This is a genomic window from Leucobacter sp. cx-42, assembly GCF_014529985.1.
In the GTDB taxonomy this organism is placed as follows: Bacteria; Actinomycetota; Actinomycetes; order Actinomycetales; family Microbacteriaceae; genus Leucobacter.
This window is the reverse complement of the sequence record NZ_JACVMU010000004.1, coordinates 143,384-167,689: the sequence shown is the minus strand read 5'-3', so window position 1 is coordinate 167,689 and position 24,306 is coordinate 143,384. Positions and strand designations below refer to the sequence as shown.

Genomic DNA, 24,306 nt, shown 5'->3' with positions numbered 1-24,306 from the left:
ACAACCAACAATAGGAGAGGACCCCAGCTATGAGCGGGACTCGTACAGCGCCCTTCCCCGGCGCAAACGGCGCGCAGATCCAGATCGCGCCACGACTCCATGTGGGTCGATGGATCGTCGGTCTAATCGCCGTCGCGGCGGTGCTGTGGGCCGTGTCGATCGTGATCTTCAACGAGAACATTCGTTGGAACCGCGTGTGGGAATACCTATTCTCAAAGACGATCCTCGACGGCGTACTGGTCACTATCTGGGTGAGTATCGCCGCCACCATTGTTGGTCTCGTGCTCGGTGTGATCTTGGCAGTGATGAAGCTGTCCAAGAACCCCGTGCTGCGCTGGATTGCGGAGGGCTACATCTGGTTCTTCCGCGGCACCCCGGTGCTCGTGCAGCTCATCTTCTGGTTCAACCTCGCATTCCTGCTGCCGTACATCACGCTGAAGATTCCGTTCACGGAGATCGGCATGCGGTGGGATACGAACCAGCTCATTAGCGGATCAGTTGCGGCCCTGCTCGGCCTCGGCCTGAACCTCGCAGCGTACTTCGCAGAGACCGTGCGCGCCGGCATCCAGGCGGTCGATCGCGGTCAGCGTGAGGCGGCCCTCGCCGGCGGCATGACGCACCGCCAGACCATGCAGCTCATCGTGCTGCCCCAGGCGCTGCGCATCATCATCCCGCCGACGGGCAACGAGTTCATCTCGATGCTCAAGACGACCTCGCTCATCGTCGTCGTCGCTGGCAACGACCTCATGACCAACGCGAGCCGCATCTACAAGCAGAACAACCTCATCATCGAGCTGCTCATCGTTGCGAGCCTCTGGTACATGTTCATGACCGCGGTAGCGACCTACCTGCAGTCACGACTCGAGAAGCGCTTCGGTGAGGAGCGCGTCCATCTCGTGCGTGGCCCTGGCTTCAGCCAGCGCCTCCTCAAAGTCGCGACCGGCGCAATCATGCTCCCGCGAAATGGCAAGAAGAACAAAGAATTGACGGAGGTCTGACCATGAACGACATCCTCGTAGAAGCGCATGGCGTCCGGAAGTCGTTCGGCCAGCACGAAGTACTCCGCGGTGTTGACTTCACCGTTCGCCGCGGTGAGGTGAGCTGCATCATTGGCCCCTCGGGCTCAGGCAAGTCCACCTTCCTGCGCACCATCAACGCCCTCGAAACGATCGACGGCGGCAGCCTGCTCGTGCGCGGCGAGCAGGTCGGATACGAGCTGCGCGATGGCAAGTACCACCAGTGGTCCGATAAGGAGCTTTCGAGCTTCCGCTCGCACATCGGCATGGTGTTCCAGCGCTTCAACCTCTACAACCACTACGACGCGGTAGAGAACGTTGCGGCAAGCCTCATTCACGTGAAGCGCATGTCGCGCGCTGATGCGAACGCACGTGCTGAGCGTGAGCTCGCTCGCGTCGGGCTAGCGGATCACATGCACAAGCGCCCGCATCAGCTCTCCGGTGGCCAGCAGCAGCGCGTGGCGATCGCCCGCGCGCTCGCGATGGACCCCGAGCTCATCCTCTTCGATGAGCCCACCTCGGCGCTTGACCCTGAGCTGGTCGACGAGGTCCTCGAAATCATGAAGCAGCTCGCTCGCGAAGGCATGACGATGATCGTGGTCACGCACGAGATCGGCTTCGCCCGCGAGGTCGGCGATACGCTGAGCTTCTTCGACGAGGGACGAGTGCTCGAGACCGGCACCCCAGAGAGCGTCCTCACGGCGACCGACTCGCAGCGCATTCGCGGGTTCCTGGAGCGCGTGCGATGACACTCGCTGCCGACCCTGAGGGTGCGCGCCGCGTCGTCGGCGTGCTCGGCGGAATGGGGCCCGCGGCTACCGCGGACTTCTACGGCAAGATCGTCCAGATCACGCCAGCCGAACGCGACCAGGACCACCTGCGCACCCTCATTTGGTCCGACCCCACCATCCCCGACCGCACCGGCGCGCTCGTTGACCGCGGCCCACACCCCGGTAGGCAGCTTGCTGATGGGGCGCGGATCCTCGAAAACTCCGGCGCTCACGTCATCGCCGTGCCGTGCAATACGGCGCACGCGTTCCTGCCAGAGATCCGCGCAGCGGTGGACGTCCCGGTACTCGACATGATCGCGGCCACCCGCGACCGCGCACTCGGCATGCTGCAGGCAGGTGGGAGCGTTGGCATCCTGGCAACGCATGGAACGATCCGCGCCCGTCTGTACGAGCAGGCATTTGCAGAGCGTGGCGTCGCCGTGATGCTGCCAGACGAACGGCTGCAGAGCAACGTGATGGACGCGATCCGCCTCGTAAAAAAGCAGCCACAGGACGCCGAGGCAACCCGGCTGCTCGAGCAGGCCGTGACCGAACTCTCGCAATCAGGGGCGGGCGTGGTGATCGCGGGGTGCACCGAGATTCCCGTCGCCCTCGCAGGCAGTGCGCACCTCGAGGTGCCACTCATCGACTCAACGGACGTGCTCGCGCACGCCGTCGTGGACTGGGCGTTCAGCGGAAGCGCCCATCCCGCAACTATGAAGGAGCAGCGCGCATGGAGCGTGTAGAGACCCCGGGCGCAAGCTCGGCAGCGGGAACTAACCCGCGCCCCCGACTCGACGAACTCGGCATTGGTGCCGGCAAGTACGCTCGTGGCCCACTCAACGCCATCACTGATGTGCCGGGCGTGCGGATCGGCCAATCGACGATCATCAGCGAGAAGTACAACACCGGTGTGACCGCGATCGTCCCCGACCAGCTCACCAACGAGCGTCGGCACCTGCCCGCCGCGCTCGCGGTGGGCAACGGCTACGGCAAACTTGTCGGTGCGACCCAGCTGCAGGAGCTTGGCGCGATCGAGACGCCGATTCTGCTGACGAGTACGCTGTCGGCATTCCGCGTCGCAGACGCGCTCGTCGCAGAGCTGCTCACCACTCCCGCCCACGAGAAGACGACGACGCTGAACCCGGTCGTTGGCGAGACGAATGATGGGGCGCTGTCGGCGATCCGCGATCGTCCCGTCGGCCCCGAGCACGTTGCCGAAGCGCTTGCTTCCGCGGTCACCGGACCCGTGGCCGAGGGCTGTGTTGGCGCCGGAACCGGCACCACCGCGCTCGGTTTCAAGGGCGGCATCGGCACCTCGTCGCGCCGCGTGAAGATCGGGTCTGCTGGTGGCGACGGCGCTGGCGCGCCCGCGCCTGAGTACACCGTTGGTGCGATCGTGCAGAGCAACTTCACCGGCATGCTGCGCATCGCTGGCGTTCCGATGCCAGCCGCCGAGATGCTTGAGGGCACGACTGCCGACACGATCGGCAACTCGTGCATGATCGTCGTCGCGACCGATGCGCCGCTCGAATCGCGTCAGCTTGAGCGACTTGCGCGCCGTGCAGCGTACGCAATGCGCGGAGTTGGCGCCGACTATGACCAGGGGAGCGGTGACTATGCAATCGCTTTCTCAGTGGCGGATCCGGCTATCGCCCCCAACGACAACGACCTGTCGCCGATGTTTCACGCGACCATGCTTGCCGTCGAGGAGGCGCTCATCAACTCGATCCTGCGGGCGACAACCGCGTTCGGCCCCACCGGCCGTGCAGGCTACGAGATTCCGATCGAGGAGGTGCGCCGCCGCCTCGCGGCCGCTGGCGCGACCGAGCTGAACTAGGGCGCTGGGGGCCGGGTGCAGGACTCGCGCTCTGCGCTCTGCGCTCTGCCCCCCCACTCGCATTGGCTCAGCGACATCGTCACCTGCCAGCCCGCCTCAAACCACCCCATTCCGAGTGGAACTGGGGGCAGTCTCCTTCACACCCTGGACAGTGAGTCTGCAAAGACCTAGCATTTGGCAATGTTTTCCGTTCCTGTGCTTCTCGCGACCTTGGTTCCCGTTGCGCTCCTGCTGTTGTGGTGGATCGCAGTGCTGATCGATATTCGCGACGCATCATATGCACCTCTGAGCACCAGCCCCGAGCCGATCCTGATCAAGACCATTTGGGTGATTTTTGTCACGATCGTCCCGCTGTTCGGGCTCATCGTGTGGCACCTGGTTGGGCGCAAGATGCTTATCGGCACCGCTGAAGGTACGGATCGCCCGCCCCGCTAGCAAGCCCCCACTCGCCCGGCATTCCTAGCCAATGAGTTTCCTGTCATTCGGCATGCCAGGATTGCTGGATGACAACTCCGGGATTTGAGAACGAAACCCCACGATCAACTCGATCTCCGATGCGTATTGCGGGAATTATCCTGCAAGCAATTCTGTGGTTGCTGTTCGCAATCTTCCTCGTCGGAGCGCTGGCTACGAGCGGCTGGCCTGGTCTACTTCTTGCCGTCGGCCTGCTCGTCTTCGTGACCGGCCTCTACGTGCTCGCGCTCAAGCGCCGCTCGTGGGCGCGCATCCCAGGCGGTCGAAAGGGTGGTGGTGTCGCAGCTGCCCTCGGCCTCGCCCTGCTGCTCTCGAGCGTTGGCTTCATGCCGCCTGCAACGAGTAGCGACGAGGGACCCGCCTCAAACGCTGTCTCTTCGACTGGCGTCGCAGATTCTGAGGGAACGGGAGACGGCTCTGAACTCACCTCAGAGCCCACTGAGGAGCCCGAGCCTGTCACCGAGCAGAAGCCTGCGAAGGCACCCGCAGCTGGCGAGACGATCCTCGCGGTAGACCTTCTCGATGGCCTTGCGGTGAAGGGGCGCTCGCCCAAAACCGGATACGACCGCAAAGAAAAGTTCGGCACCGCCTGGCTCGACGTCGACCACAACGGATGCGATACCCGCAACGACATTCTTCAGCGTGATCTCACTGCCGAGACCCTACAGGGGCCGTGCAAGGTAATGACCGGAACCCTCGCCGACCCCTACACCGCTACCCAGATCGGCTTCGTCCGCGGCAACACCACCTCGACTGCGGTCCAGATCGACCACGTTGTCGCGCTTTCGGACGCGTGGCAGAAGGGTGCGCAGCAGCTCACTCAGGATCAGCGCGTCGCACTCGCGAACGACCCCATCAATCTGCTGGCCGTCGACGGCCCGACCAATAGTGCCAAGAGTGACAAGGATGCCGCATCCTGGCTCCCTCCAAACAAGCAGTTCCGCTGCCAGTACGTCGCGCGTCAGATCACGGTGAAGGCAACCTACTCGCTCTGGGTCACGCAGGGTGAGAAGAGCGCGATGCAGAACGTCCTCTCGTCCTGCCCCGATGAGCTGGCTCCCACATCGGCAGACGCGCTCACTGCCGCAAAGGTCAAGGTCACCAAGGCGGCGGATCCTGTTCCCGTGCCGGCACCCGCACCCGCGCCGGCACCCGCGCCTGCACCAGCACCTGCGCCAGCCCCGGCCCCTGTGCCGACCGACGTGTTCTACCAGAACTGTGACGCGGTGCGAGCTGCTGGCGCATCTCCAATTTATGCGGGCGATGCTGGCTATTCGCGCAAGCTCGACCGTGATGGCGACGGCGTCGGCTGCGAGTAACTCCCGCTGTCAGCCCTACTCCGGGGCTATTCCTGCAGATCGGCCGTCGTTCAGGCTCATTCTCCTGGATTTGTCTTAACGACGGCCGATTTCTAGATCTCGGTGGACAGCGCGCAAGGTTCTGCCTACCCATTCAGCTCCCGGGCAAGGGCGCCGAAAGGTGGCCCGCGGCAGCGCAATAGGTAGCTCCCAACTGGTTGAGGGGTGCCTCATTGGGGCTGCCGCGGTTGGCCACGTGGCCAACCTTGCCCTTGGCTTGTTCCTGCAGAGTGGCGTGCGCGCGGGCGACCCCTCGGTCAGAAATCACGCCTTCGGTGGTATCGAATCACTGGATTCAGTACTACCGAAGCCCTGAAAGTACACGGAGGGCCTCGCCGGAGATATGTTTTCCGCCGTCAAAATGCGGAAAATCGCCTCAAATCGCATATCTACGGCCGAACGCATATCTCCGGCAAATCCAGGCGCGAACCAAGCCCCGGCCGGTCTTGAAACCCGCCAGCCACGCCGCCCCACACCCTCCCTCTTTTGAATAACTCAAAACTGCGGTAAGCTAGGAAGCGTGAACCACGCAGCTATCTCCCTCAGCGACACCGAACTCGGTACTCGTTTGAAGGACGCCGGTTTGCGGTCGACCGGCCCCCGCAGGGCCGTGCTCGCCGTGCTCGCTCGCGGCGATCACTGGAACGCCAGTGACGTCTTCGACGCGGTGAGCAAAGACCTCGATGGCACCTCGTTGCAAGCCGTATACGGTGTGCTCGCGGCACTTGAAGAGGTGGGTCTCGCTCGCAAGATCGAGCTTCCCGGCCACCCGGCACACTACGAGTATTCACATCATGACAACCACCATCACCTGGTGTGCACAGAGTGTGGCGCGATTCGCGACGTGCCCTGTGCGGTGGGTGCGGCGCCATGCCTCAGTGCTGAGGATGATTTTGGTTTCGCGATCCGCACCGCCGAGGTGACCTACCGCGGTATCTGTGGTGCGTGCCAAGCGCTTCAGGCCGCAGCGTAAGCGCAACACGGCACACACAAGCCGCCCCGCGACCAGCAATTTTCACGACCATTTAATCCACCGCGAACCGAAAGGTGTGACCTTGCAGAAGATCACGACGACCCAGACCGGTACCCCCATCGCTAGCGATGAGCACTCGCTCACCGTTGGTGCTGACGGCCCCACCGTTCTTCACGACCGTTACCTCGTTGAGAAGCTCGCAGCGTTCAACCGCGAGCGCGTTCCCGAGCGTAACCCGCACGCAAAGGGCGGCGGCGCCTTCGGTGAGTTCGAAGTCACCGAAGACGTTTCGAAGTACACCCGCGCTGCAGTATTCCAGAAGGGTGCGAAGAGCGAGACGCTCCTCCGCTTCTCGTCGGTTGCTGGTGAGCAGGGCTCGCCCGATACCTGGCGTGACGTTCGCGGCTTCTCGCTGCGTTTCTACACGACCGAGGGCAACCTCGACATCGTGGGTAACAACACCCCGACCTTCTTCCTCCGTGACGGCATGAAGTTCCCTGACTTCATTCACTCGCAGAAGCGCCTGGGCGACTCGGCACTTCGCGACGCTGACATGCAGTGGGACTTCTGGACCCTCTCGCCCGAGTCGGCACACCAGGTCACCTACCTCATGGGCCCGCGTGGTCTCTCGAAGTCCTGGCGTCACCTCAACGGCTACGGTTCGCACACCTACCAGTGGATCAACGCTGAGGGCGAGCGCTTCTGGGTGCAGTACCACTTCCTCTCGCAGCAGGGTGTCGAGCACATGAGCCAGGAAGAAGCGGATCGCATCGCTGGCACCGACGCTGACTACTACCGTCGCGACCTCTTCAATGCAATCGCCGAGGGTGACTTCCCCAAGTGGGACGTCTACGTTCAGGTCATGCCGTACGAGGAGGCGAAGACCTACCGTCTGAACCCCTTCGACCTCACCAAGACCTGGCCCAAGGCTGACTACCCCCGTATCAAGGTGGGTACCTTCACCCTGAACCGTAACCCGCAGAACTTCTTTGCGGAGATCGAGCAGGCAGCGTTCTCGCCCGGAAACCAGGTTCCCGGCACCGGCATCTCGCCCGACAAGATGCTCATGGCTCGCGTATTCTCGTACCCCGATGCACAGCGTTACCGTGTCGGCACGAACTACAACCAGCTCCCGGTGAACCAGCCCCGCGCAACCGAGGCGAACAACTACATGCACCAGGGCAACATGCAGTACCACTTCCCGTCGGCATCGCAGCGCGTCTACCACCCGAACTCGTTCGGTGCAGCAGGCGGCCCCGCTGTTGACGCAGCGGCTGGCGTTGAGGGCAGCTGGGAGTCGGACGGCGAGCTCGTTCGCTCGGCAGCGACCCTCCGCAAGGATGATGATGACTTCGGTCAGGCTGGCATCCTCTACCGTGACGTGTTCTCGGACGAGGATCGCGCAAGCATCCAGGCAACCCTCAAGGGCCAGGCTCAGGCAATCACGATCGATGACATCCGTGAGCGCTTCTTCCAGTACTGGACCAACGTGGACGCAGGCCTCGGCCAGCTCCTCCGCGACTCGTACAAGTAAGCACGAGTAACGCAGAACCGCACGGGGCGGCGCAGGACTTCGGTCCGCGCCGCCCTTGGCGTTTCTGCGCTTGGAACGATCCGCGCGCGAATGCCGAGACCCAGCTGGGACGCGGATCACCCAGCCCCGCATAGAATTACCGTGTGTCTGTTTCGATCACTCTGATCGGTAAGCCCGGTTGCCACCTCTGCGACGATGCTCGCGAGGTGATTGCCGGTGTGCGTGCCGACTTCGCCGATAACGGCCTTGATACTGACTTTGAGGAACTCAACATTCTCGAAGACGTGGCGCTCGCGCGGAAGCACTCGGAGAGCATTCCGGTCGTGCTCATCAACGGCAAGCGCCACTCGATTTGGCGCGTGGATCCTGCGCGCTTCACGGCCAGCATCGAAAAGGCCGCTAAATCCTGGTGGCCGGTCGGCCGCCGCTCACCCAAGGAGAACTCATGACCCTCAAGCACATCGTGAACTGGAAGCTCGGCGGCGAAACCCTCGAGGAGCGCAATGCGCAGGCAGCCGAGATCATCGCTGCGCTCGAGCCGCTCATCGACCTCGTGCCCTCGCTGCGTAAGATCAACGTCTACCGCAACGAGCTCTTCGACGGCGACAACTTCGACGTCACCCTCATCACCGAGTTCGACGACGCCGAGGGCCTCGCAGCGTACGCGACGCACCCCGATCACGTCGCGGCTGGCGCGATCATCAAGGGCTACGCGGTCGCACGCGTCGCGACCGACTTCACGGTCTAACTGCTTGACGGTTCGTGCCCACACTGATGGGGCGCGGATCGGGCCAGCGATCGGTGCCCCGGGTTATTGACCCGGGGCACTTTTGCGTGTTGGGGGCGTGGTCAGTTCTCGGCATGTTTTGCGTCAGCCCTGTTGCCTGCGGGATTGCGGCGGTACATTCTCGGGATGGATGAGCGCGAGGAAGCAAGCGAACATTGGCTGCGCACCGAGGTCGTTGCTGCGGTGGCTGAATACCGGAAACACCCTTCTCAAGGGAAGACTCTCGAAGAGATGCGGGCTGAACTCATTCAGTGGAACAGGGATGCGCAGGACGATCCGACTGAACCGGACGACTCATATGAGCACGACGAACACGACGTGTACGACGAATGTGACGAATACGACGAAGCGGTTGAACTCTGGCTGCGCACGGAGGGAGCGGCTGCGGTAGCTGCGTACCGGGCAGACCCGACTCATCCGAGGGCCTTGGAGCGGCTGAGGGCTCCGCTTGACCAGTGGACGGCATCGCATCTGGGCGATTCATCTGGGTGGGGATTAGAAGTGGTTGCTTTCGCGGATGAAGCAGAATAAGAGCCTTCCCACGAGGCCGGGGTAGGAGAAACGTGAGCGCCGTGCCTACCGCGGGGCTGTAGTTTGTGTACATGACTGAACCCCAGCAGCGCAGCGATATCTCGATCCGCCAAGGTCTCGTACCCCAGGATGTGGAGCGATCGGCGGAAATCTGGGTGAGTGCGCTTCGCGAGCGCGATGGCAGCGTAGATGCGCCCGTTATGGCGCAGCGCGTGCGTGATGCATTCGCAGAGCAAGGCGTTGTCCGCTTCGCAGTGGCGACCGCGCCGCGCGACGGCTTCGCACTGGTCGAGACAATTCCAGATGAACCGACACAGGCGTACCTGCACTACCTCGCTGTTGATCCGGCGGGTACAGGCGGAGGCGTCGGCAGCGCGCTGCTGGCCGATGCCATCCAGCACGCGCAGGCGGCAGGCTACGCGAGCCTCAAGCTTGAGGTGAAGACCACGAACGATCGTGCTGTCGGGCTGTACGTGAAGGCCGGCTTCGTAGCTGCGGGGGAACCTACTCCGCACGCGACCGCTGGGTATCCGATGCAGTCATACCTGCTGTCGCTGGCTTAGGCAACTGGGACAAAGATCAAACGAAAATGGGCGCCAGGCCTGAACGGCCTGACGCCCATTGGGGAACACGGTGTGAGCTACGCCGAGGCAAGCGCCTCGTCGAAGACGGGTCGCGATGACCCTTCGTAGCGCAGGTATCCGCGCTGCATGTCAATTTGATCGGCGATGTACCCGGCATCATGCCAGACGCCCCAGATGAAGGTCGATCCGCGGCGTGACTGCCAGGGCAAACCGAGGAAGTAGACGCCAGCCTCGGTTGAGACGCCCTTCTTGTGAGCGGGGCGGCCCTGTTCATCGAATGCGTCGACCTGCAGCCAGTCATAGTTGGTGCGGAACCCGGTCGCCCACACGATCGAGGTGATGCCGGCCTCGGCAAGGTCAAGCTCGAGGGTGGGGTTGGTCATGCATTCTGGATCCGCGCCAATAATGTGCGCCTCAGGCTCCTCGGGCAGATCGATCCCGGTGCGCTTCACGTACTCGTCTGCCTGCTCGAGCAGGTCGAGGTAGTTCGCGTCGCCGCGGCGGATGTTCGCTGCGAGGTCAGTGCCGAATTGCATCTTGCCGTCGGCAAACGCGTTGGCGCGGCCAACGAGGCGGATACCATCGTTCGCCAGGTTGCGGAAGTCGATGGTGTAGCCACCGCGCGCACCGGTCACCGCGATGGTGACGTGCTCTGCGCCCTCAGCGGGGGTCGCAGCCTCCCAGAGACCGAGTACGCCGAGCCACCACACGAAGTTTCGGCCGCGGTAGCGCTGGGGCGGACGATCGTGCGGCCCGACAGCGAGCGTGACATCGCGGCCGGCGCGACGCAGCTCCTCTGCGATCTGCACGCCCGACGAGCCAGCTCCGACGACGAGCACGCCGCCTGCGGGAAGCTGGTCAGGGTTCTTGTACTGCGCCGAGTGAAGCTGGGTGATGTTGCTCTCCGCTGGCACCAGCGGGGGGATCGCGGGCAGCTGGAAGGCGCCCGTCGCGCTCACAACGTAGTTCGCTTGGATCGGGCCCTGCGAGGTCTCGACCGCGAACCCTGCTGCTCCTTCGCGCTTGCGAACCGAGGTCACCTCGACACCGGTGCGGATCGGGGCGTTGAACGTTGCCGCATATTCCTCGAAGTACTCGGCGACGCGATCCTTACGAGCGAATTCGTCCTGGTCGACTCCCGCAAACTCAAGGCCAGGGAAGCGATCGTGCCATGCCGGACCGTTCGCGACCAGCGAGTCCCAGCGCTCGGAACGCCAGCGCTCTGCAATGCGATCGCGCTCGAGTACGATGTGCGAAATTCCACGTTTGGTGAGGTGTTCGCTCAGTGCGACACCGGCTTGGCCAGCGCCGACGACGAGGACTTCGGTGGCCTCGATTTCTTGGCTCGACATGCGTTGTTCTCCGCTCAGAAATTAGTCGTACTGCCGTTGCGCAGTCGGTTGCGTCAGCGCGGATCGACTGCGTGCGGATACAGGAATTGCTCTGTATCCTGGGCTGTTTCTAAGCAAACAACACCCCAGACGGTGTTGGCCAATATGCGTTTTCGGAGCACTGGATCACCTCAAGTGATGATCAACTTACGCTCCATCTGATTGCCTAATTCGGGGTGGATCGGGTTCACTCCCCAGCTTTCCCGACCGCGCGACCGGGCTGCTCGGCCACGATTTCACGCACGATGTCAGTCACCGCGAGTGCACGTGCTGAACGTGACAGCTGTTCGAGTGACGACACCGTCAATATGAGGCTCGGGACGTCGCCAAGGATCTCCACTGCGACGGCGCTGCGCCCGGTGTAGGTCTGGCTGATCCGCGGCCGCTGATTGAGGATCGTGTAGCCGAGGCCCGTGGCGACCATTGAGCGCACGGTCTCGTAGCTTGAGCTGCGGTACGCGAGGTTCGGCGTGACGCCTGCGCCGCGCAAAATGTCGAGGAAGTAGTCGTTGCTGTCGGGGAGGTCGAGGAGCACGAACGGGTCGTCAGCGAGCTCGGCCAGCTCGATCATCGACTCGTTGGCAAGCGGGTGATCGACTGGCAAGAGCACGTAGGGTCGCACGCTGCCGACGGTCTCGCGTTCGATCCCCTCCGCGTCGGTGAGCGCATAGCCGACCGAAATCTCTGCGCGACCGCCGCGCACCGCTGCGAGGTTGCTTTCATAGTCGCCCTCGATGATCTCGAGTTCGAGCTGCGGGTGGCGTTGCTGTACCCGGTCCACGAGCTGGGGAATCATGAACGGTGCGATCGTGCTGAACACCGCGACGGTGATCGAGCCGCGTACCTCATTGCGTTCGGCATTGATGGAGTCGATGGTGTCGGTGAGCATTCCGAACATCTGTTGGGTGTCACGCAACAGATGTTCCCCTGAGGGCGTGAGGATGAGGCCCTTGGAATGCTGCCTGATGAAGAGGGTCGTATCGAGTGAGCGTTCCAGGTGTGAGATCGCGGTCGAAACCGCCGACTGCGCGACGTGCAGCTTCTGGCTGGCCACTGTCATATTGAGCGTCTTTGCGCACTCGATGAAGTAGCTGAGCTGGGTGAGTGTGATGGAAAAACGTTGGGTCATCGTTGAGCCCCTGCCTGGTGATCTGGCACTTTATGGCTGCATCTGTTTACCAGATGCTCTAGCTATATTTTGCCTATTTTACAGATATAGTGATGCTTCTGAGAATAGGTGGAAAGGCGAATTAGCGCCAGTGATGCCGAGCATCAGAGCACTCAATGAGGAGACACCGTGTCTGAAACGACCCACGTCCGTATTCGTAAGTTCAATACGAAGGAAACGTACCCCGAGCAGAACCTCGACAATGACCTCTGCCAGGCAGTTGTTGCGAACGGCGTGGTCTACCTCCGCGGTCAGATTGGTCAGGACCTCGAGACGCGTGAGTCTGTCGGCATCGGCGATGTCACCGCGCAGACCGAGCAGGCGATGTACAACATCAAGATGCTCCTCGAAGAGGCAGGTTCCAAGCTCGAAGACATCGTCAAGGTCACGATCTACATCATTGATCCCCGCTACCGCGAGGACGTCTACCGCACCGTTGGTAAGTGGCTCAAGGGCGTGTACCCCGTTTCGACCGGCATCGTCGTGCAGGCACTTGCGCGCCCGGAGTGGCTCGTTGAGATCGACGCGACCGCGGTCATTCCCGAGGTGAAGTAGCGATGACCTTCTCACTGATCCTGCGCGATCCCATCACGGGGGAATTCGGCTCGGCGATCTCGTCGTCGTCTCCCGCTGTGGCGGCACGTTGTGTGAACCTCGCTGACGGAGTCGGCGGAGCACACTCGCAGAACGTCACTGATCCGCGCCTCGGTCCCAAGCTCATCGAGGAACTGCGGAGCGGCCGTACGGCGCAGGCCGCGATTGATGTGGTGGTTGCGGGAGCGGATCCGGCAACCATCGATTACCGCCAGCTGCTCGCGCTCGACAACGCTGGCCGAGCAGCGGTCTTCTCTGGTGGCCGAGCCCTCGGCAACTTTGGCGCTGCGGTGCGTGAAAACGCGGTGGCCGGTGGCAACATGCTCGCAAGCCTTGACGTGCTCGACGCTCTCGTAGACACGGCATTGTCGGCGAGCGGTCGTATCGAGGAACGTCTGATGTCAGCGCTCGAGGCCGCCATCGCGGCAGGCGGCGAGGAAGGACCGGTGCACTCGGCCGGCATCGCTGTTGTGAGCAACGCTGGCTGGCGCGTGACCGATCTTCGCGTCGACTGGTCAGAGCACCCGATCACTGATTTGCGCGATGCCCTCACTGAGTGGCTGCCACAGCGTGACGACTACGTGAGCCGTGGCTTGAACCCCGACGCTGCACCGTCGTACGGCGTTCCGGGCGACGAGTAAGCCAGAACGGAACAGACCGATGATCACGACCCTGAAACAGCGGATCGCGGATCGAGAGCAGCAGGTTGATGCTGCGCTGATCCGCCTCTCGAATCAGCTGCATGCCGACCCCGAGCTGGGCTGGGACGAATACCGTTCGTCGGCCGCCGTTGCTGCGGTGCTCTTTGCTCACGGCTTTGAGATCGAGCAGCCGTACCTCGGGCTACCGACGGCATTCCGTGCGGTGTTCAATCCGGGTGCTGCGTTCACCGTGGGGTTCCTTGCGGAGTACGACGCACTCCCCGGACTCGGTCACGCCTGCGGGCACAACCTCATCTCTGCGATGTCGGCAGGCGGGGCGATCTCGCTCGCCGAGGTGGCAGAAGAAGCTGAGGTGACGGTCGAGGTCATCGGTACCCCCGCTGAAGAAGGCTACGGCGGCAAGATCGAGCTGCTCGAGCGCGGTGCGTTTACGGAGCTCGACTTCGCGCTCATGGCGCATCCCGCTCCCGTTGACGTGGCCGAGGCGGAGCCGTTCGCGGTCACGCACTGGCACATTCAGTACGACGGAAAGTCGGCACACGCTGCCGCCTACCCCGAGCGCGGGACCAACGCGAACGACGCCTTCATCATCGCGCAGACCGCAATCGCGCTCATGCGTCAGCAGCTGCCATCTTCCGTCCGTGTGCACGGTGTGCAGACGCGCGGGGGCGAAGCGCCCAACGCGATCCCCGAGCGCACGGAGGGCCGTTGGTATGTGCGCGCAGAAACGACTGAGCAGCTCCTTGCGCTCGAACAGCGGGTGCTGAACTGCTTCGAAGCAGGCGCACTTGCGACCGGTGCAAAGCTCACCGTCACCCCGGAGGGTGGCAGGTATTCCGAGATGCGCACTGATAACGCGGCACTCGACTTCTATCGCGCAAACGCTCAGGCGCTCGGCCGTGACTTCAACGTCGATCCGGCTGCTGCGACGATGAACCGAGCGTCAACCGATATGGGCAATGTCTCCCTCGTCGTTGACGCGATCCACCCCTATATCGGGGTCGGTGGCACTGCAAGCAACCACCAGCCAGAATTTGCAGCCGCGTGCGTGGGGCCGGTCGCTGAGCAGACGCTCCGCGACGGCGCGACGGCACTCGCCTGGACAGCCCTCGACGTCGCACTCGCGCGGCGTCGGAATTAATACCCCGGCGGGACTCTCTCGCCACCTAGTCAAGGAATTGATAGTCAATGTCGACATCGCAACAGACCCGAGACGCGAGTGAGCTCGTTGATCCACGGAACCTGAGGAAGAGTGTCGTTGCCGGTTCGATCGGTGTGCTCGTGCACTGGTTCGACTGGGCTGTGTACGCCTACATGGCAAGCACACTCGCAATCGTGTTCTTTCCCGCGGAGAGCAAGGCCGCTGGCCTTCTTGCAACATTTGCGGTGTTTGCCGTTTCGTTCCTGGTGCGTCCGATTGGCGCGGTGATCTTCGGCCGGCTTGGTGACCGTCTTGGACGTCGCAAGACCCTGTCCATCGTCATTCTCGCGATGGCCTTGGCAACGCTTGTGCTTGGTCTGCTCCCCGGATACGCGGTCATCGGTATGGCTGCGCCGATCTTGCTCATTGCGACGCGAATCGTGCAGGGCCTGGCCGCAGGTGGCGAGTTCGGCAGTGCTGCTGCATTCCTCGGAGAGTTCTCGCCCGCGAAGCGCCGTGGCTTTGGTGTGAGCTGGCTCGAGGTTGGCAGCCTGCTCGGTTTCCTGCTCGCGTCGTTCGTCGTCTATCTGTTGAACCTCGTCTTTGATCACCAGCAGATTGTTGACTGGGCTTGGCGCATTCCCTTCCTGATTACGGTGCCGCTCGGCTTCGTTGGTCTGTACATTCGTCGCAAGATCGAAGACACCCCTGACTTCAAGCAGCTTGAAGAGCTTGAGGTCGTATCTGAGGCTCCCGTCAAGGAAGTGTTCCAGCGCAACCTCAAGGAGTTCATCCAGACCTGTGGCATGGAGATCTTCATGAACGTGACGTTCTACGTCGTGCTCGTGTACTTGCTCACTTACCAAGAGGTCTACATCGGCTTCGATGCTGGCCGCGCCGCGCTCCTGTCCACCTTGGCTTCTGCGCTCGGCCTTATCATCGTGCCGCTTGCCGGAATGGCCTCAGACAAGGTCGGCCGAAAGCCGGTGCTCATGGTTGCTGCGGTGACTCAGACCCTGCTGGCCGTGCCACTGTTCTACCTCATGACGATCGGTGAGGATTGGGCGGTCTTTACCTCGACCCTTGGCTTGGCCCTCATTCTGGCAATCACGCTCGGCACTCACGCGGTGACCGTGGTTGAGCTCTTCCCGACCCGAACCCGTCAGACCGGCCTCTCGATTGCGTACGCGCTCACCGCAGCGCTCTTTGCAGGTACCGCGCCGTACGTGCTCACCTGGCTGCTCGAGTCGACGGGCAACATGCTCGTACCCGGTTTCTTCCTGGCCGCAGTTGGCGTGGTCGGCATCATCACCGTCGTCTCGATCCCTGAAACCAAGGGCATCCCGCTCATTAAGGAACAGGATCTCGAAACAGCGACCGTGCGCATCCCGGCAGAACTCCTGCCGGAACGCTCCGAGAACCAATAACCACACACGCTCAATGCACCGGAGTCCGCTGCACGCTGCATTCCGCACGCCTCCGCGGACCCCATCTAAGAAGTGAAAGTAGAGAGACATGTCTCGCACCCTTGCCGAGTGGAAGGCAGCGGCAGCTGCACTCACCTTTGACGGCCGCCCGTTCATCAATGGCACCCGAGTTGCCGCCAGCACAGATTCGACCATCGAAAAGCGCAATCCTGCGACGGGTGAGGTAATCTCGCAGATCCATGATTGTGGCGAACCCGAAGTCGACGCAGCCGTAGCCGCTGCCCGTGCCGCCTACGAGTCGGGTGTCTGGTCGCGCGCCGGCGCAGGCTACCGACGCGAGCGTCTGCTCGAGTTTGCCCGCCTGATCGAAGCCCGTGCGGAAGAGTTCGCACTCTACGACTCAATCGACATGGGCAAGCCCGTGCGCGAGGCGATGGCGATCGATGCGCCGGGATCCGCCGCTCTCTATCGTTTCTACGGCGAAGCCATTGAGAAGCAGGAAGACCTCATTCCGGTCACCCCTCCCGGCTCAACCGCGCTGGTCACGCGGGAACCCCTCGGTGTGATCGCCGTGATCGTCGCGTGGAACTACCCGCTCGAAATCGCCACCTGGAAGCTTGCCCCCGCGCTCGCCGCAGGCAACACCGTTGTGGTGAAGCCTCCGGTCGAGGCATCGCACTCGACGCTGCTGCTCGCAGAGATCGCGATCGAAGCTGGCATTCCGGCCGGTGTCCTCAACGTCGTCACGGGGCGCGGATCGAAGGTTGGTAAAGCCCTCGGCACGCACAATGATGTCGACATGCTTGCATTCACCGGCTCGACCGAAGTGGCCAAGCAGCTCCAGCAGTACGCGGGGCAGTCGAACATGAAGCGGCTTGCACTCGAAGCAGGCGGCAAGAGCTCGAACCTCATCTTTGCTGATTGCGATGACCTGCAGCTTGCCGCGGAGAAGGCCGCGTTTGGCAGTTTCTACAACCAAGGTGAGATCTGCTCGGCGAACTCACGTGTCTTCGTGGAGCGCTCGGTGTACCCGGAGTTCCTTGAGCTCTTCGCTGCAGCTTCGCAAGCGTACTTCCCCGGCGACCCGCTCGATCCTGCCACCGGCTGCGGTTCACTTGTCTCGGAGGCGCACGCCGATACGGTGTGGGCAACCATCGAGAACGCACGTCGTGACGGCACGATCTTCTCCGGCGGCAACCGTCCCGAGATCAATGGGTCGAAGGCGTTCATTGAGCCGACCATTGTGACTGATGTGGCGGCGGATCATGAGGTGCACACCCGCGAGATCTTTGGTCCCGTCGCTGTCGTCACTCCCTTCGATACCGAAGACGAAGCCATCGCGAAGGCAAACGAGACCCCGTATGGCCTCGCAGCGTCGCTGTGGACCGGGAGCCTGCGCCGCGCGCACCGTGTCTCTGAGCGTCTCGTCGCGGGCACGGTTTCGGTCAACACCGTCGACGCGCTGGGCTTCACGACGCCGTTCGGCGGATTCAAGCAGTCAGGCTTCGGCCGCGACCTCTCGATTCACGCCCTGGAGAACTACACGGATTACAAGACCACGTGGATGCAGTGGGGCTGATCCGCCCCCGGGTGAGCTAGATCACTTCAAGTGATCTAGCTCACCTTCAGAAAATATTTTCGCGAACAGCATCGCGCTGCAACGATGGGACGCGTAGACGGTTTCTATCGTCCCAGTCAGCGTCGATTGAGAGGACACAGACAATGACGACCCAGCAGAATGCGGCACCCACCGAAAGCGGTCTTGCCGAGATTGCCAAGCGCCACCTGGTGATGAACTTCACCCCCGCAAGCAAGTACCGTGAGGACGTGCTCCCGGTGTTCGTACGCGGCGAGCACTGCTCGGTATTCGACGAAGACGGTAACCGCTTCTTCGATGGCCTCGCAGGCCTGTTCTGCGTGCAGCTCGGTTACACCTACGGCGCCGAGGTAGGCGACGCGGTACGTGATCAGCTCGCTGAGCTTCCGTACCAGACCACCTGGAGCGTTGCTCACCCGCCCGCTGCAAAGCTTGCGCAGAAGATTGCGCAGCTCGCTCCCGGCGATCTCAACCGCGTCTTCTTCGCATCGGGCGGTGGCGAGTCGAACGAGGCCGCAATCAAGCTCGCTCGTCAGTACCAGCAGACCATCGGGCAGGGCAGCCGTACCAAGTTCATTGCCCGTCGCGTCGCCTACCACGGCACCAGCTTCGGTGCGATGTCGCTCAATGGCATGACCAACGTCCGTGCGATGTTCGAGCCGCTCATGTCGGGTGTGCGCCACACGCACAACACCAAGCGCTACCGCCGTCCCGAGGGGGAGACTCCCGAGCAGACGACCGAGTTCCTGCTGGGTGAGCTCGAATCGCTGATCGTGCAGGAGGGTCCTGAGACCGTCGCAGCGATCATCATGGAGCCGCTGCAGAACGCAGGCGGCAGTCTGAAGCCGCCGACCCCCGAGTACTTCGCTGGCGTTCGCGCGCTCTGCGACAAGTACGGCATCCTCATGATCGCCGACGAGGTCATTACCGGTTTCGGCCGCCTTGGCTCGTGGTTCGGCTCGCAGCACTACGGTTTCCAGCCCGACATGATCGTCTTCGCGAAGGGCATCGCCTCGGCATACATGCCGCTCGGTGGTGTCATCGCAAGCGACAAGATCATCGAGACCGTACTCGACGGCCCCGTTGGCATGTTCAACCACGCACTCACCTACGGCGGTCACCCCGTCGCGTGTGCAGCAGCGCTCAAGAACCTCGAAATCATGGAGCGCGAAGGCGTCGTCGAGAACGTGGCAGAGCTCAGCCCGTACCTCGAGCAGCAGCTCACCGCTGTGGCAGAGAAGCACTCCAAGATCGTCGGCGACTTCCGCGGCGATGGCTTCCACCGTAGCTTCGAGCTCGTCACCAACAAGGCTACGAAGCGCTGGGAAGACACCCCCATGAGCGCTGGCGAGTTCGTCGACGGCTTCCTGAACCCTGCGCTCAACAGCGTTGGGCTCATCGCCCGCGTCGCGATTGATGCGGAGGGCAACCCCCTCGTGCAGGTCTCGCCGCCGCTCGTGATGACCCGTGACGACATCGATGAGATGGCAGGCCTGCTCGATCAGGCATTCACCATCGCAACGGACCGCGCAGGCCTCTAAACAGCCATGCGCCACGTGCGGTGTTCCGGGGCTCCCGGGGCACCGCACGACCATTTTGCCGCGCAGGCGGCTGGCAAGTTTCGACCCTGAACTCGGGGGTCCGTGGATCGGTAGCTTGGAACGATCCGCGCTCATACACACTTCTCTAATCAATGGCGATTGGCAACTCATGAGTGAATACCCGAAACTGACCACCTCGACGACCAAGATCGTCACGTTCGAACGGCGACACATTCGCCCTATTCCAGAAGACGAGCGGCACGGCACAACGCGCGGTCTGTTCTTTGTCTGGCTGGGAATCAACATGCTTCCGCTCACGGTGGTTACCGGAGCGCTCGGCCCAAGCCTGTTTGGGCTATCACTGGGCTGGACCATCACAGCCGTCATCATTGGCAACGTCATCGGTGGTCTTGGAGCGGCGCTTCACGCGTCGCAGGGGCCCCAGCTGGGTATCCCGCAGATGCTGCAGGCGCGAGGGCAGTTCGGGTATTACGGTGGCAGCCTCCTCGCGCTCATTGCGCTCATCATGTTTTTGGGATTCTTTGCTTCAAACCTTGTCGTTGCGGCACAGAGCTTCGCTGCCGTGTTCAATAGCGAGACACTGAACATCGGCATCATCGTCTGTGCTGCGATTGCGCTGGCGGTAGCGATTTTCGGTTACGACCTCGTGCGAAAGCTCATGGCTGTGTTCTCCATCGTCATTGGGCTGTTGGTTGTTGTTTCGATTGTCATCGCGGTAAGCAACCCCGCAACGTTTGTCGTGACGCAGGAGCTGGGCTACAACACCGCGGGCTTCTTCGGCATGCTCGCGATTGGTGTGACGTGGCAGCTCGCGTACGCACCGTATGTGTCTGACTACTCGCGGTACATGCCGAAGGCTGGTGGCTCAAAGCAGGCGTTCTGGGCGACCTACCTCGGCCTGGTCATTGGCACGGTCACGGTGATGATTCTCGGCGCCCTCGTCGGTCTGACGACGACCGACGGTGACACCATGGCCGCGCTTGGACGTTTGCTTGGTGGATTTGGTCCGATCGTGTTGTTTGCATTTGGCGTCGCATCGGCGGTCATGAACTCATCGAATATCTACTCCGGTGTGATGTGCTCGCTGACCGTGCTCGAAACGATCTCTGCGAAGATTCGGATCAATACCTCTAAGCGCGTCATCATGACGATCGCCTATGCCGTGCTCGCAATGACCGGCGCACTGCTCGGCAAGGACAACTTCCTGCTGATCTTCGGTGATTTTGTGACGATCCTGCTGTACGTCTTGATTCCGTGGTCTGCGATCAACCTCATTGACTACTTCGTCCTGCGCAAGGGGGAATATCGCGTGGGCGACATGTTTGAGCGTGACGGTGGCATGTATGGGAAGTGGGACAGCATCGGTCTGTGGACCTACGCGCTCGGTCTTGTCGTGCAGATTCCGTTTATGGTGACAAACATGTACACCGGCCCGCTTGCTGAGCCGCTGGGCTTTGTCGATGTCGCGTGGATCGTCGGCTTCTTTGTGCCAGCAGTCGTGTATGGAATGTGGAAGAAATCGGCAATTGCCAAGGCATCGACCGTGAGCGTGGGAGCAAACGCATGAGTGTTGACACGGTCATCACCGGCGCGCAGATCTGGGACCCGGCGCGCAGTGAACATACTGCACTCGCAATTGCTGACGGGCGGATCGTGGCCATTGGCGCAGACGCTGAGATTGCCGCGCTTGCAGTCGAGGGTACGGCTCGGATCGATGCTGCCGGTGCGGCTGTGCTTCCTGGGTTCCACGATGCGCACGTCCATGCGCAGGCTGGTGGCCTCGGCCTGCTCGGTTGTGATCTTGATTCAGAGCACTCGGTGGCGGGCTATGCGCGTCTCATCACAGAGTTTGCGGCGGATCACCACAGCGAATGGGTGGTTGGGGCCGGCTGGTTCGGTGACGCCTTCCCCGGTGGGTTGCCAACTAAGGCATTGCTTGATGAGCTCATTCCTGACCGTCCGGCTGTGTTCACGAGCCACGATGCGCACGGTGTTTGGGTGAATTCCAGAGCGATTGAGCTTGCCGGTATTGATGCGTCAACCGCGGATCCGCCTGCTGGGCGCATCGTGCGAGATGACGCTGGCGAAGCCACCGGCATGCTGTTTGATACCGCCGGTGAGCTGGTGACGCAGTTGATTCCAGCGCACCAGCCGGAAGACTTGCGAGATGGTCTCCTTGCCGCGCAAGAGCACCTTTTCTCCCTTGGGGTTACCGCTTGGCATGACGCGATTCTGGGAGCGTACCTCACGCTGCCAGATTGCCTCCCGAGCTACCTTGAGACGCTCTCGGAGGGTTCACTTCGTGCCCGTGTGACGGGCTCGATGTGGTGGCCACCAGCAGCTGGTCCGGAATATCTGCCCGAAATGTTTGAGCGAATTGCTACGGCGCAACGTGCGGGATTTGACGTGCGAAGCGTCAAAATCATGCAAGACGGAATCTGTGAAAACTGTACGGCCGCGCTCATTGAGCCGTACCGCGGAGCGCACCCAGGCATCCGTGGCGAATCAGTTATTTCGCCGGAGGATCTCAACCTCATTACCGCTGCAGTTGATGCGGCAGGGTTCAGCGTGCACTTCCATGGAGTTGGTGACCGTGCGGTGCGAGAGTGCCTGGACGCGGTCGCTCACGCTCGTACACAGAACGGTTCAGGGCAGCGGCACCAGATCGCGCATCTTGACGTCGTGCACCCTGCCGATTTTGAACGTTTTGCACAGCTAGGGGTGACGGCAAACTTGCAAGCGCTCTGGGCGCGGAACGATCAAGAAATCCTTGAGCGAAAATTCCCAGTCATCGGCTCTGAGCGAGCTCGTTTCCACTTCCCGTTTGGTGCGCTCGAGCGTGCCGGGGCGCACCTTGCCATGGGGAGTGATTGGCCCGTCACCAGTCCAGATCCGCTCTGGGGATTGCACACCGCTTGCACCCGAACGGCACCCGCCGCAGATCTGCATGCCTTGAACCCTGAGTCGCGTGTGCCAGCCCAGCCAGAGCAACGACTGAGCGTTGAAACAGCGATCCGCTCCTACACACTTGGCGCAGCAGAAATCGCAGGTTGCGAGGCAGAGATCGGCAGCATCTCGGTTGGCAAACGAGCCGATCTCGTACTTCTGACTGGGCCGATTCTCGGTGCTGAGAGCTTTGACCAACTGCGGGTGCAGCGCACGATACTCGGCGGAGACACCGTGTTTGTGCGTGATCCATCACTGCGCAAGTGATTGCGCCCGAACAAGTTCAGAAAAACAGATGCTAACTATCGAGAAAGACTGTTCGCATTTGTGATCTGAGTGCATTTGTCTGAATACAGACACTTGGCCGTACGTAATTGCGGTCGCCTCAAAGGAGAGACGAAATGTCAGAGACTCAGCACCAGGGCCATGCTCCGGTAACCAAGTCATTTATCCAGTTCGAGCAAGAGCACATCATGCCGATCCCGGAGAACAAGCGCACCGGAACGAACTGGTCGGTGTTCGCCATCTGGGTGAGCTTGAACATGATGCCGCTTGCGGTGGTAACGGGCGCGATCGCGAGTGGCGCCTACGGGCTGTCGATCATGTGGAGCATCATCGCGATCGTGACGGGCAACGTGATTGGCGCGTTCGGCGCCGCATTGCACGCGTCGCAGGGTCCGCACCTTGGCATCCCGCAGATGTTGCAGGCCCGCGCGCAGTTCGGCTACATGGGTGCAAGCTTGTTCGCGATTATTGCGTTCATTATGTTCATGGGATTCTTCGCCGGCATCCTGATTGTCGCGAAGGACGCGCTGCTCGCGGTCTTCCCAGCGTTTAACGGCACCGTCGCTATTCTCGGCTTCGCCCTCGTCGGCATCGTGCTGTGCGTCTTCGGCTATGACCTGCTGCGCAAGACGATGAGCTGGCTTGCGATCATCATCGGTCTGGCGGTAGCGAGTTCAATGGTGCTTCTCGCCTTTAACCCTGAGGTCACGGTGTCGCGCAGTGACGCGGCGTTCAACTTCGAGGGCTTCTTTGCGATGCTGGCCATCGGTGTTGTCTGGCAGCTGGCATATGCGCCCTACGTCTCTGACTACACGCGTTACCTGCCAAAGAAGACCGGACCCAAGACCGCCTTCTGGGCTACCTACCTCGGCCTTGTGCTGAGCTCGGTCTTCGTAATGTCGCTTGGTGTTCTGCTCGGTGCAGTGAACGCGGAGAACCCGCTCGCTGCGCTTGGCGAATACCTGGGTGGCTTCGGGTTGATTGTGCTGCTCATTTTTGCGGTGAGTTCTGCACTGATCAACGGTGTTGAACTCTACTCCGCCGTAATGAATGGGCTGACGGTGCTGCAGTCCAACTTCAATGTGATCATCACCTCTCGAGTGCGCGTCTGGACCACAATCATTTCTGGTGGCATTGCCACGGTGATTGCGCTTGCTGGCCAGGGTGACTTCATGACGATGTTCGATGCGTTCCTCACCATCCTGCTGTACGTGCTCATTCCGTGGTCTGCGATCAACCTCATCGACTACTTTGTGATTCACAAGGGTGAGTACTCGATCGGCGACATGTTCATGCCCGACGGTGGTAAGTACGGCAAGTGGAACCCCGTCGGTCTGTGGAGCTACGCACTCGGCATCATCGTGCAGCTGCCCTTCATGATCACCCCGCTGTACACCGGCTTCCTCGCGGAGTCGCTGCAGTTCATCGATATTGCGTGGCTCGTAGGTTTCGTTGCAACCATGGCGATCTACTACGTGCTGGCCCGTGCTCAGGCAAACAAGAAGCAGCTTGTTCACGCTGAAGTATAGATAGTTGCGTGCAGTGAGGCCCTCGCGGGATGCGGGGGCCTCACTCGTGTGTTGGCAATGTCGTTCATTAATGGAGTGGCATATCTATAGACTCGCGCGTCTACCGCTATTCGCGAACATCTGAGCGCGATGTCAGT

The 24,306-nt window shown here is 61.8% G+C and carries 23 protein-coding genes; 21 read left to right on the top strand and 2 right to left on the bottom strand.

The window, feature by feature from the left end:
* Window positions 1-29: 29 nt before the first annotated feature.
* The 12 genes from ICM05_RS05065 (at window position 30) to ICM05_RS05010 (ending at window position 9,846) form a co-directional block, all read left to right on the top strand.
* Window positions 30-998, top strand: a complete 969-nt coding sequence (locus tag ICM05_RS05065) for an amino acid ABC transporter permease (protein ID WP_188023497.1) — start codon at window positions 30-32, stop codon at window positions 996-998.
* Between the two features lie 2 nt (window positions 999-1,000).
* Entirely contained in the window at window positions 1,001-1,765 is a 765-nt protein-coding gene (locus ICM05_RS05060) for an amino acid ABC transporter ATP-binding protein (protein ID WP_188023496.1), read from the top strand.
* A complete protein-coding gene (locus ICM05_RS05055) occupies window positions 1,762-2,532 on the top strand; it encodes an aspartate/glutamate racemase family protein (protein ID WP_188023495.1) in 771 nt (256 codons plus the stop codon). Before ICM05_RS05060 ends, ICM05_RS05055 begins: the two co-directional genes overlap by 4 nt.
* Window positions 2,520-3,626 carry a P1 family peptidase gene (locus ICM05_RS05050; RefSeq protein WP_188023494.1) on the top strand — a complete coding sequence of 369 codons (1,107 nt, stop codon included), beginning with the start codon at window positions 2,520-2,522 and terminating at the stop codon, window positions 3,624-3,626. The genes ICM05_RS05055 and ICM05_RS05050 overlap by 13 nt, the downstream gene beginning before the upstream one ends.
* Before the next feature lie 180 nt (window positions 3,627-3,806).
* Window positions 3,807-4,061: a PLDc N-terminal domain-containing protein gene (locus ICM05_RS05045; RefSeq protein WP_188023493.1), complete on the top strand. Its 255-nt coding sequence runs from the start codon at window positions 3,807-3,809 to the stop codon at window positions 4,059-4,061.
* Window positions 4,062-4,180: 119 nt separating this feature from the next.
* A complete protein-coding gene (locus tag ICM05_RS05040; RefSeq protein WP_188023492.1) occupies window positions 4,181-5,419 on the top strand; it encodes a DUF1524 domain-containing protein in 1,239 nt (412 codons plus the stop codon).
* Window positions 5,420-5,978: 559 nt separating this feature from the next.
* A complete protein-coding gene (locus ICM05_RS05035) occupies window positions 5,979-6,431 on the top strand; it encodes a Fur family transcriptional regulator (RefSeq protein ID WP_353055823.1) in 453 nt (150 codons plus the stop codon).
* 76 nt (window positions 6,432-6,507) lie between these two features.
* Window positions 6,508-7,965, top strand: coding sequence for a catalase (locus ICM05_RS05030; RefSeq protein ID WP_215401744.1), 1,458 nt, complete (start codon window positions 6,508-6,510; stop codon window positions 7,963-7,965).
* A 143-nt stretch (window positions 7,966-8,108) separates the two neighbouring features.
* A complete protein-coding gene (locus ICM05_RS05025; protein ID WP_188023490.1) occupies window positions 8,109-8,414 on the top strand; it encodes a glutaredoxin family protein in 306 nt (101 codons plus the stop codon).
* Entirely contained in the window at window positions 8,411-8,713 is a 303-nt protein-coding gene (locus ICM05_RS05020) for a Dabb family protein (RefSeq protein WP_188023489.1), read from the top strand. Before ICM05_RS05025 ends, ICM05_RS05020 begins: the two co-directional genes overlap by 4 nt.
* 165 nt (window positions 8,714-8,878) lie before the next feature.
* Window positions 8,879-9,283 carry a hypothetical protein gene (locus ICM05_RS05015; protein WP_188023488.1) on the top strand — a complete coding sequence of 135 codons (405 nt, stop codon included), beginning with the start codon at window positions 8,879-8,881 and terminating at the stop codon, window positions 9,281-9,283.
* Window positions 9,284-9,354: 71 nt separating this feature from the next.
* Entirely contained in the window at window positions 9,355-9,846 is a 492-nt protein-coding gene (locus ICM05_RS05010) for an N-acetyltransferase (protein ID WP_188023487.1), read from the top strand.
* A 77-nt stretch (window positions 9,847-9,923) separates the two neighbouring features.
* Here the strand turns inward: ICM05_RS05010 and ICM05_RS05005 are convergent, their stop codons facing one another.
* Both ICM05_RS05005 and ICM05_RS05000 read right to left on the bottom strand, forming a co-directional pair.
* Window positions 9,924-11,219 (bottom strand): NAD(P)/FAD-dependent oxidoreductase, encoded by a 1,296-nt coding sequence (locus ICM05_RS05005; RefSeq protein WP_188023486.1) that lies wholly within the window; start codon window positions 11,217-11,219, stop codon window positions 9,924-9,926.
* Between the two features lie 226 nt (window positions 11,220-11,445).
* Entirely contained in the window at window positions 11,446-12,387 is a 942-nt protein-coding gene (locus tag ICM05_RS05000; RefSeq protein WP_188023485.1) for a LysR substrate-binding domain-containing protein, read from the bottom strand.
* Window positions 12,388-12,555: 168 nt separating this feature from the next.
* Between ICM05_RS05000 and ICM05_RS04995 the strand changes: the two genes are divergently transcribed.
* From ICM05_RS04995 to ICM05_RS04955, 9 genes are all read left to right on the top strand, one after another.
* Window positions 12,556-12,981, top strand: coding sequence for a RidA family protein (locus ICM05_RS04995; RefSeq protein ID WP_188023484.1), 426 nt, complete (start codon window positions 12,556-12,558; stop codon window positions 12,979-12,981).
* A 2-nt stretch (window positions 12,982-12,983) separates the two neighbouring features.
* Entirely contained in the window at window positions 12,984-13,661 is a 678-nt protein-coding gene (locus ICM05_RS04990; protein WP_188023483.1) for a DUF1028 domain-containing protein, read from the top strand.
* Between the two features lie 19 nt (window positions 13,662-13,680).
* On the top strand, window positions 13,681-14,823 hold the full coding sequence (locus ICM05_RS04985; protein WP_188023482.1) for a M20 family metallopeptidase: 1,143 nt from the start codon (window positions 13,681-13,683) through the stop codon (window positions 14,821-14,823).
* 47 nt (window positions 14,824-14,870) lie between these two features.
* The gene (locus ICM05_RS04980; protein WP_188023481.1) at window positions 14,871-16,250 is read left to right on the top strand and encodes an MFS transporter; all 1,380 of its coding nucleotides are present in this window, start codon (window positions 14,871-14,873) and stop codon (window positions 16,248-16,250) included.
* A gap of 88 nt (window positions 16,251-16,338) precedes the next feature.
* Window positions 16,339-17,829: an aldehyde dehydrogenase family protein gene (locus ICM05_RS04975; RefSeq protein WP_188023480.1), complete on the top strand. Its 1,491-nt coding sequence runs from the start codon at window positions 16,339-16,341 to the stop codon at window positions 17,827-17,829.
* Window positions 17,830-17,972: 143 nt separating this feature from the next.
* Window positions 17,973-19,388: an aspartate aminotransferase family protein gene (locus ICM05_RS04970; RefSeq protein ID WP_188023479.1), complete on the top strand. Its 1,416-nt coding sequence runs from the start codon at window positions 17,973-17,975 to the stop codon at window positions 19,386-19,388.
* Between the two features lie 169 nt (window positions 19,389-19,557).
* Window positions 19,558-20,976 (top strand): cytosine permease, encoded by a 1,419-nt coding sequence (locus ICM05_RS04965; protein WP_188023478.1) that lies wholly within the window; start codon window positions 19,558-19,560, stop codon window positions 20,974-20,976.
* On the top strand, window positions 20,973-22,622 hold the full coding sequence (locus ICM05_RS04960) for an amidohydrolase (RefSeq protein WP_188023477.1): 1,650 nt from the start codon (window positions 20,973-20,975) through the stop codon (window positions 22,620-22,622). The genes ICM05_RS04965 and ICM05_RS04960 overlap by 4 nt, the downstream gene beginning before the upstream one ends.
* 134 nt (window positions 22,623-22,756) lie before the next feature.
* Entirely contained in the window at window positions 22,757-24,169 is a 1,413-nt protein-coding gene (locus ICM05_RS04955; protein ID WP_188023476.1) for a cytosine permease, read from the top strand.
* The last annotated feature ends 137 nt before the right edge of the window (window positions 24,170-24,306 follow it).

What these genes read in the sequence shown, in the direction of transcription:
- ICM05_RS05005 (WP_188023486.1), bottom strand. Translation starts at nt 11,219, where the DNA reads ATGTCGAGCCAAGAAATCGAGGCCACCGAAGTCCTCGTCGTCGGCGCT.
- ICM05_RS04970 (WP_188023479.1), top strand. Translation starts at nt 17,973, where the DNA reads ATGACGACCCAGCAGAATGCGGCACCCACCGAAAGCGGTCTTGCCGAG.
- ICM05_RS05065 (WP_188023497.1), top strand. Translation starts at nt 30, where the DNA reads ATGAGCGGGACTCGTACAGCGCCCTTCCCCGGCGCAAACGGCGCGCAG.
- ICM05_RS04985 (WP_188023482.1), top strand. Translation starts at nt 13,681, where the DNA reads ATGATCACGACCCTGAAACAGCGGATCGCGGATCGAGAGCAGCAGGTT.
- ICM05_RS05050 (WP_188023494.1), top strand. Translation starts at nt 2,520, where the DNA reads ATGGAGCGTGTAGAGACCCCGGGCGCAAGCTCGGCAGCGGGAACTAAC.
- ICM05_RS05010 (WP_188023487.1), top strand. Translation starts at nt 9,355, where the DNA reads ATGACTGAACCCCAGCAGCGCAGCGATATCTCGATCCGCCAAGGTCTC.
- ICM05_RS05015 (WP_188023488.1), top strand. Translation starts at nt 8,879, where the DNA reads ATGGATGAGCGCGAGGAAGCAAGCGAACATTGGCTGCGCACCGAGGTC.
- ICM05_RS05060 (WP_188023496.1), top strand. Translation starts at nt 1,001, where the DNA reads ATGAACGACATCCTCGTAGAAGCGCATGGCGTCCGGAAGTCGTTCGGC.
- ICM05_RS04980 (WP_188023481.1), top strand. Translation starts at nt 14,871, where the DNA reads ATGTCGACATCGCAACAGACCCGAGACGCGAGTGAGCTCGTTGATCCA.
- ICM05_RS05045 (WP_188023493.1), top strand. Translation starts at nt 3,807, where the DNA reads ATGTTTTCCGTTCCTGTGCTTCTCGCGACCTTGGTTCCCGTTGCGCTC.
- ICM05_RS05040 (WP_188023492.1), top strand. Translation starts at nt 4,181, where the DNA reads ATGCGTATTGCGGGAATTATCCTGCAAGCAATTCTGTGGTTGCTGTTC.
- ICM05_RS05055 (WP_188023495.1), top strand. Translation starts at nt 1,762, where the DNA reads ATGACACTCGCTGCCGACCCTGAGGGTGCGCGCCGCGTCGTCGGCGTG.
- ICM05_RS04960 (WP_188023477.1), top strand. Translation starts at nt 20,973, where the DNA reads ATGAGTGTTGACACGGTCATCACCGGCGCGCAGATCTGGGACCCGGCG.
- ICM05_RS05020 (WP_188023489.1), top strand. Translation starts at nt 8,411, where the DNA reads ATGACCCTCAAGCACATCGTGAACTGGAAGCTCGGCGGCGAAACCCTC.
- ICM05_RS05000 (WP_188023485.1), bottom strand. Translation starts at nt 12,387, where the DNA reads ATGACCCAACGTTTTTCCATCACACTCACCCAGCTCAGCTACTTCATC.
- ICM05_RS04975 (WP_188023480.1), top strand. Translation starts at nt 16,339, where the DNA reads ATGTCTCGCACCCTTGCCGAGTGGAAGGCAGCGGCAGCTGCACTCACC.
- ICM05_RS04965 (WP_188023478.1), top strand. Translation starts at nt 19,558, where the DNA reads ATGAGTGAATACCCGAAACTGACCACCTCGACGACCAAGATCGTCACG.
- ICM05_RS04955 (WP_188023476.1), top strand. Translation starts at nt 22,757, where the DNA reads ATGTCAGAGACTCAGCACCAGGGCCATGCTCCGGTAACCAAGTCATTT.
- ICM05_RS04990 (WP_188023483.1), top strand. Translation starts at nt 12,984, where the DNA reads ATGACCTTCTCACTGATCCTGCGCGATCCCATCACGGGGGAATTCGGC.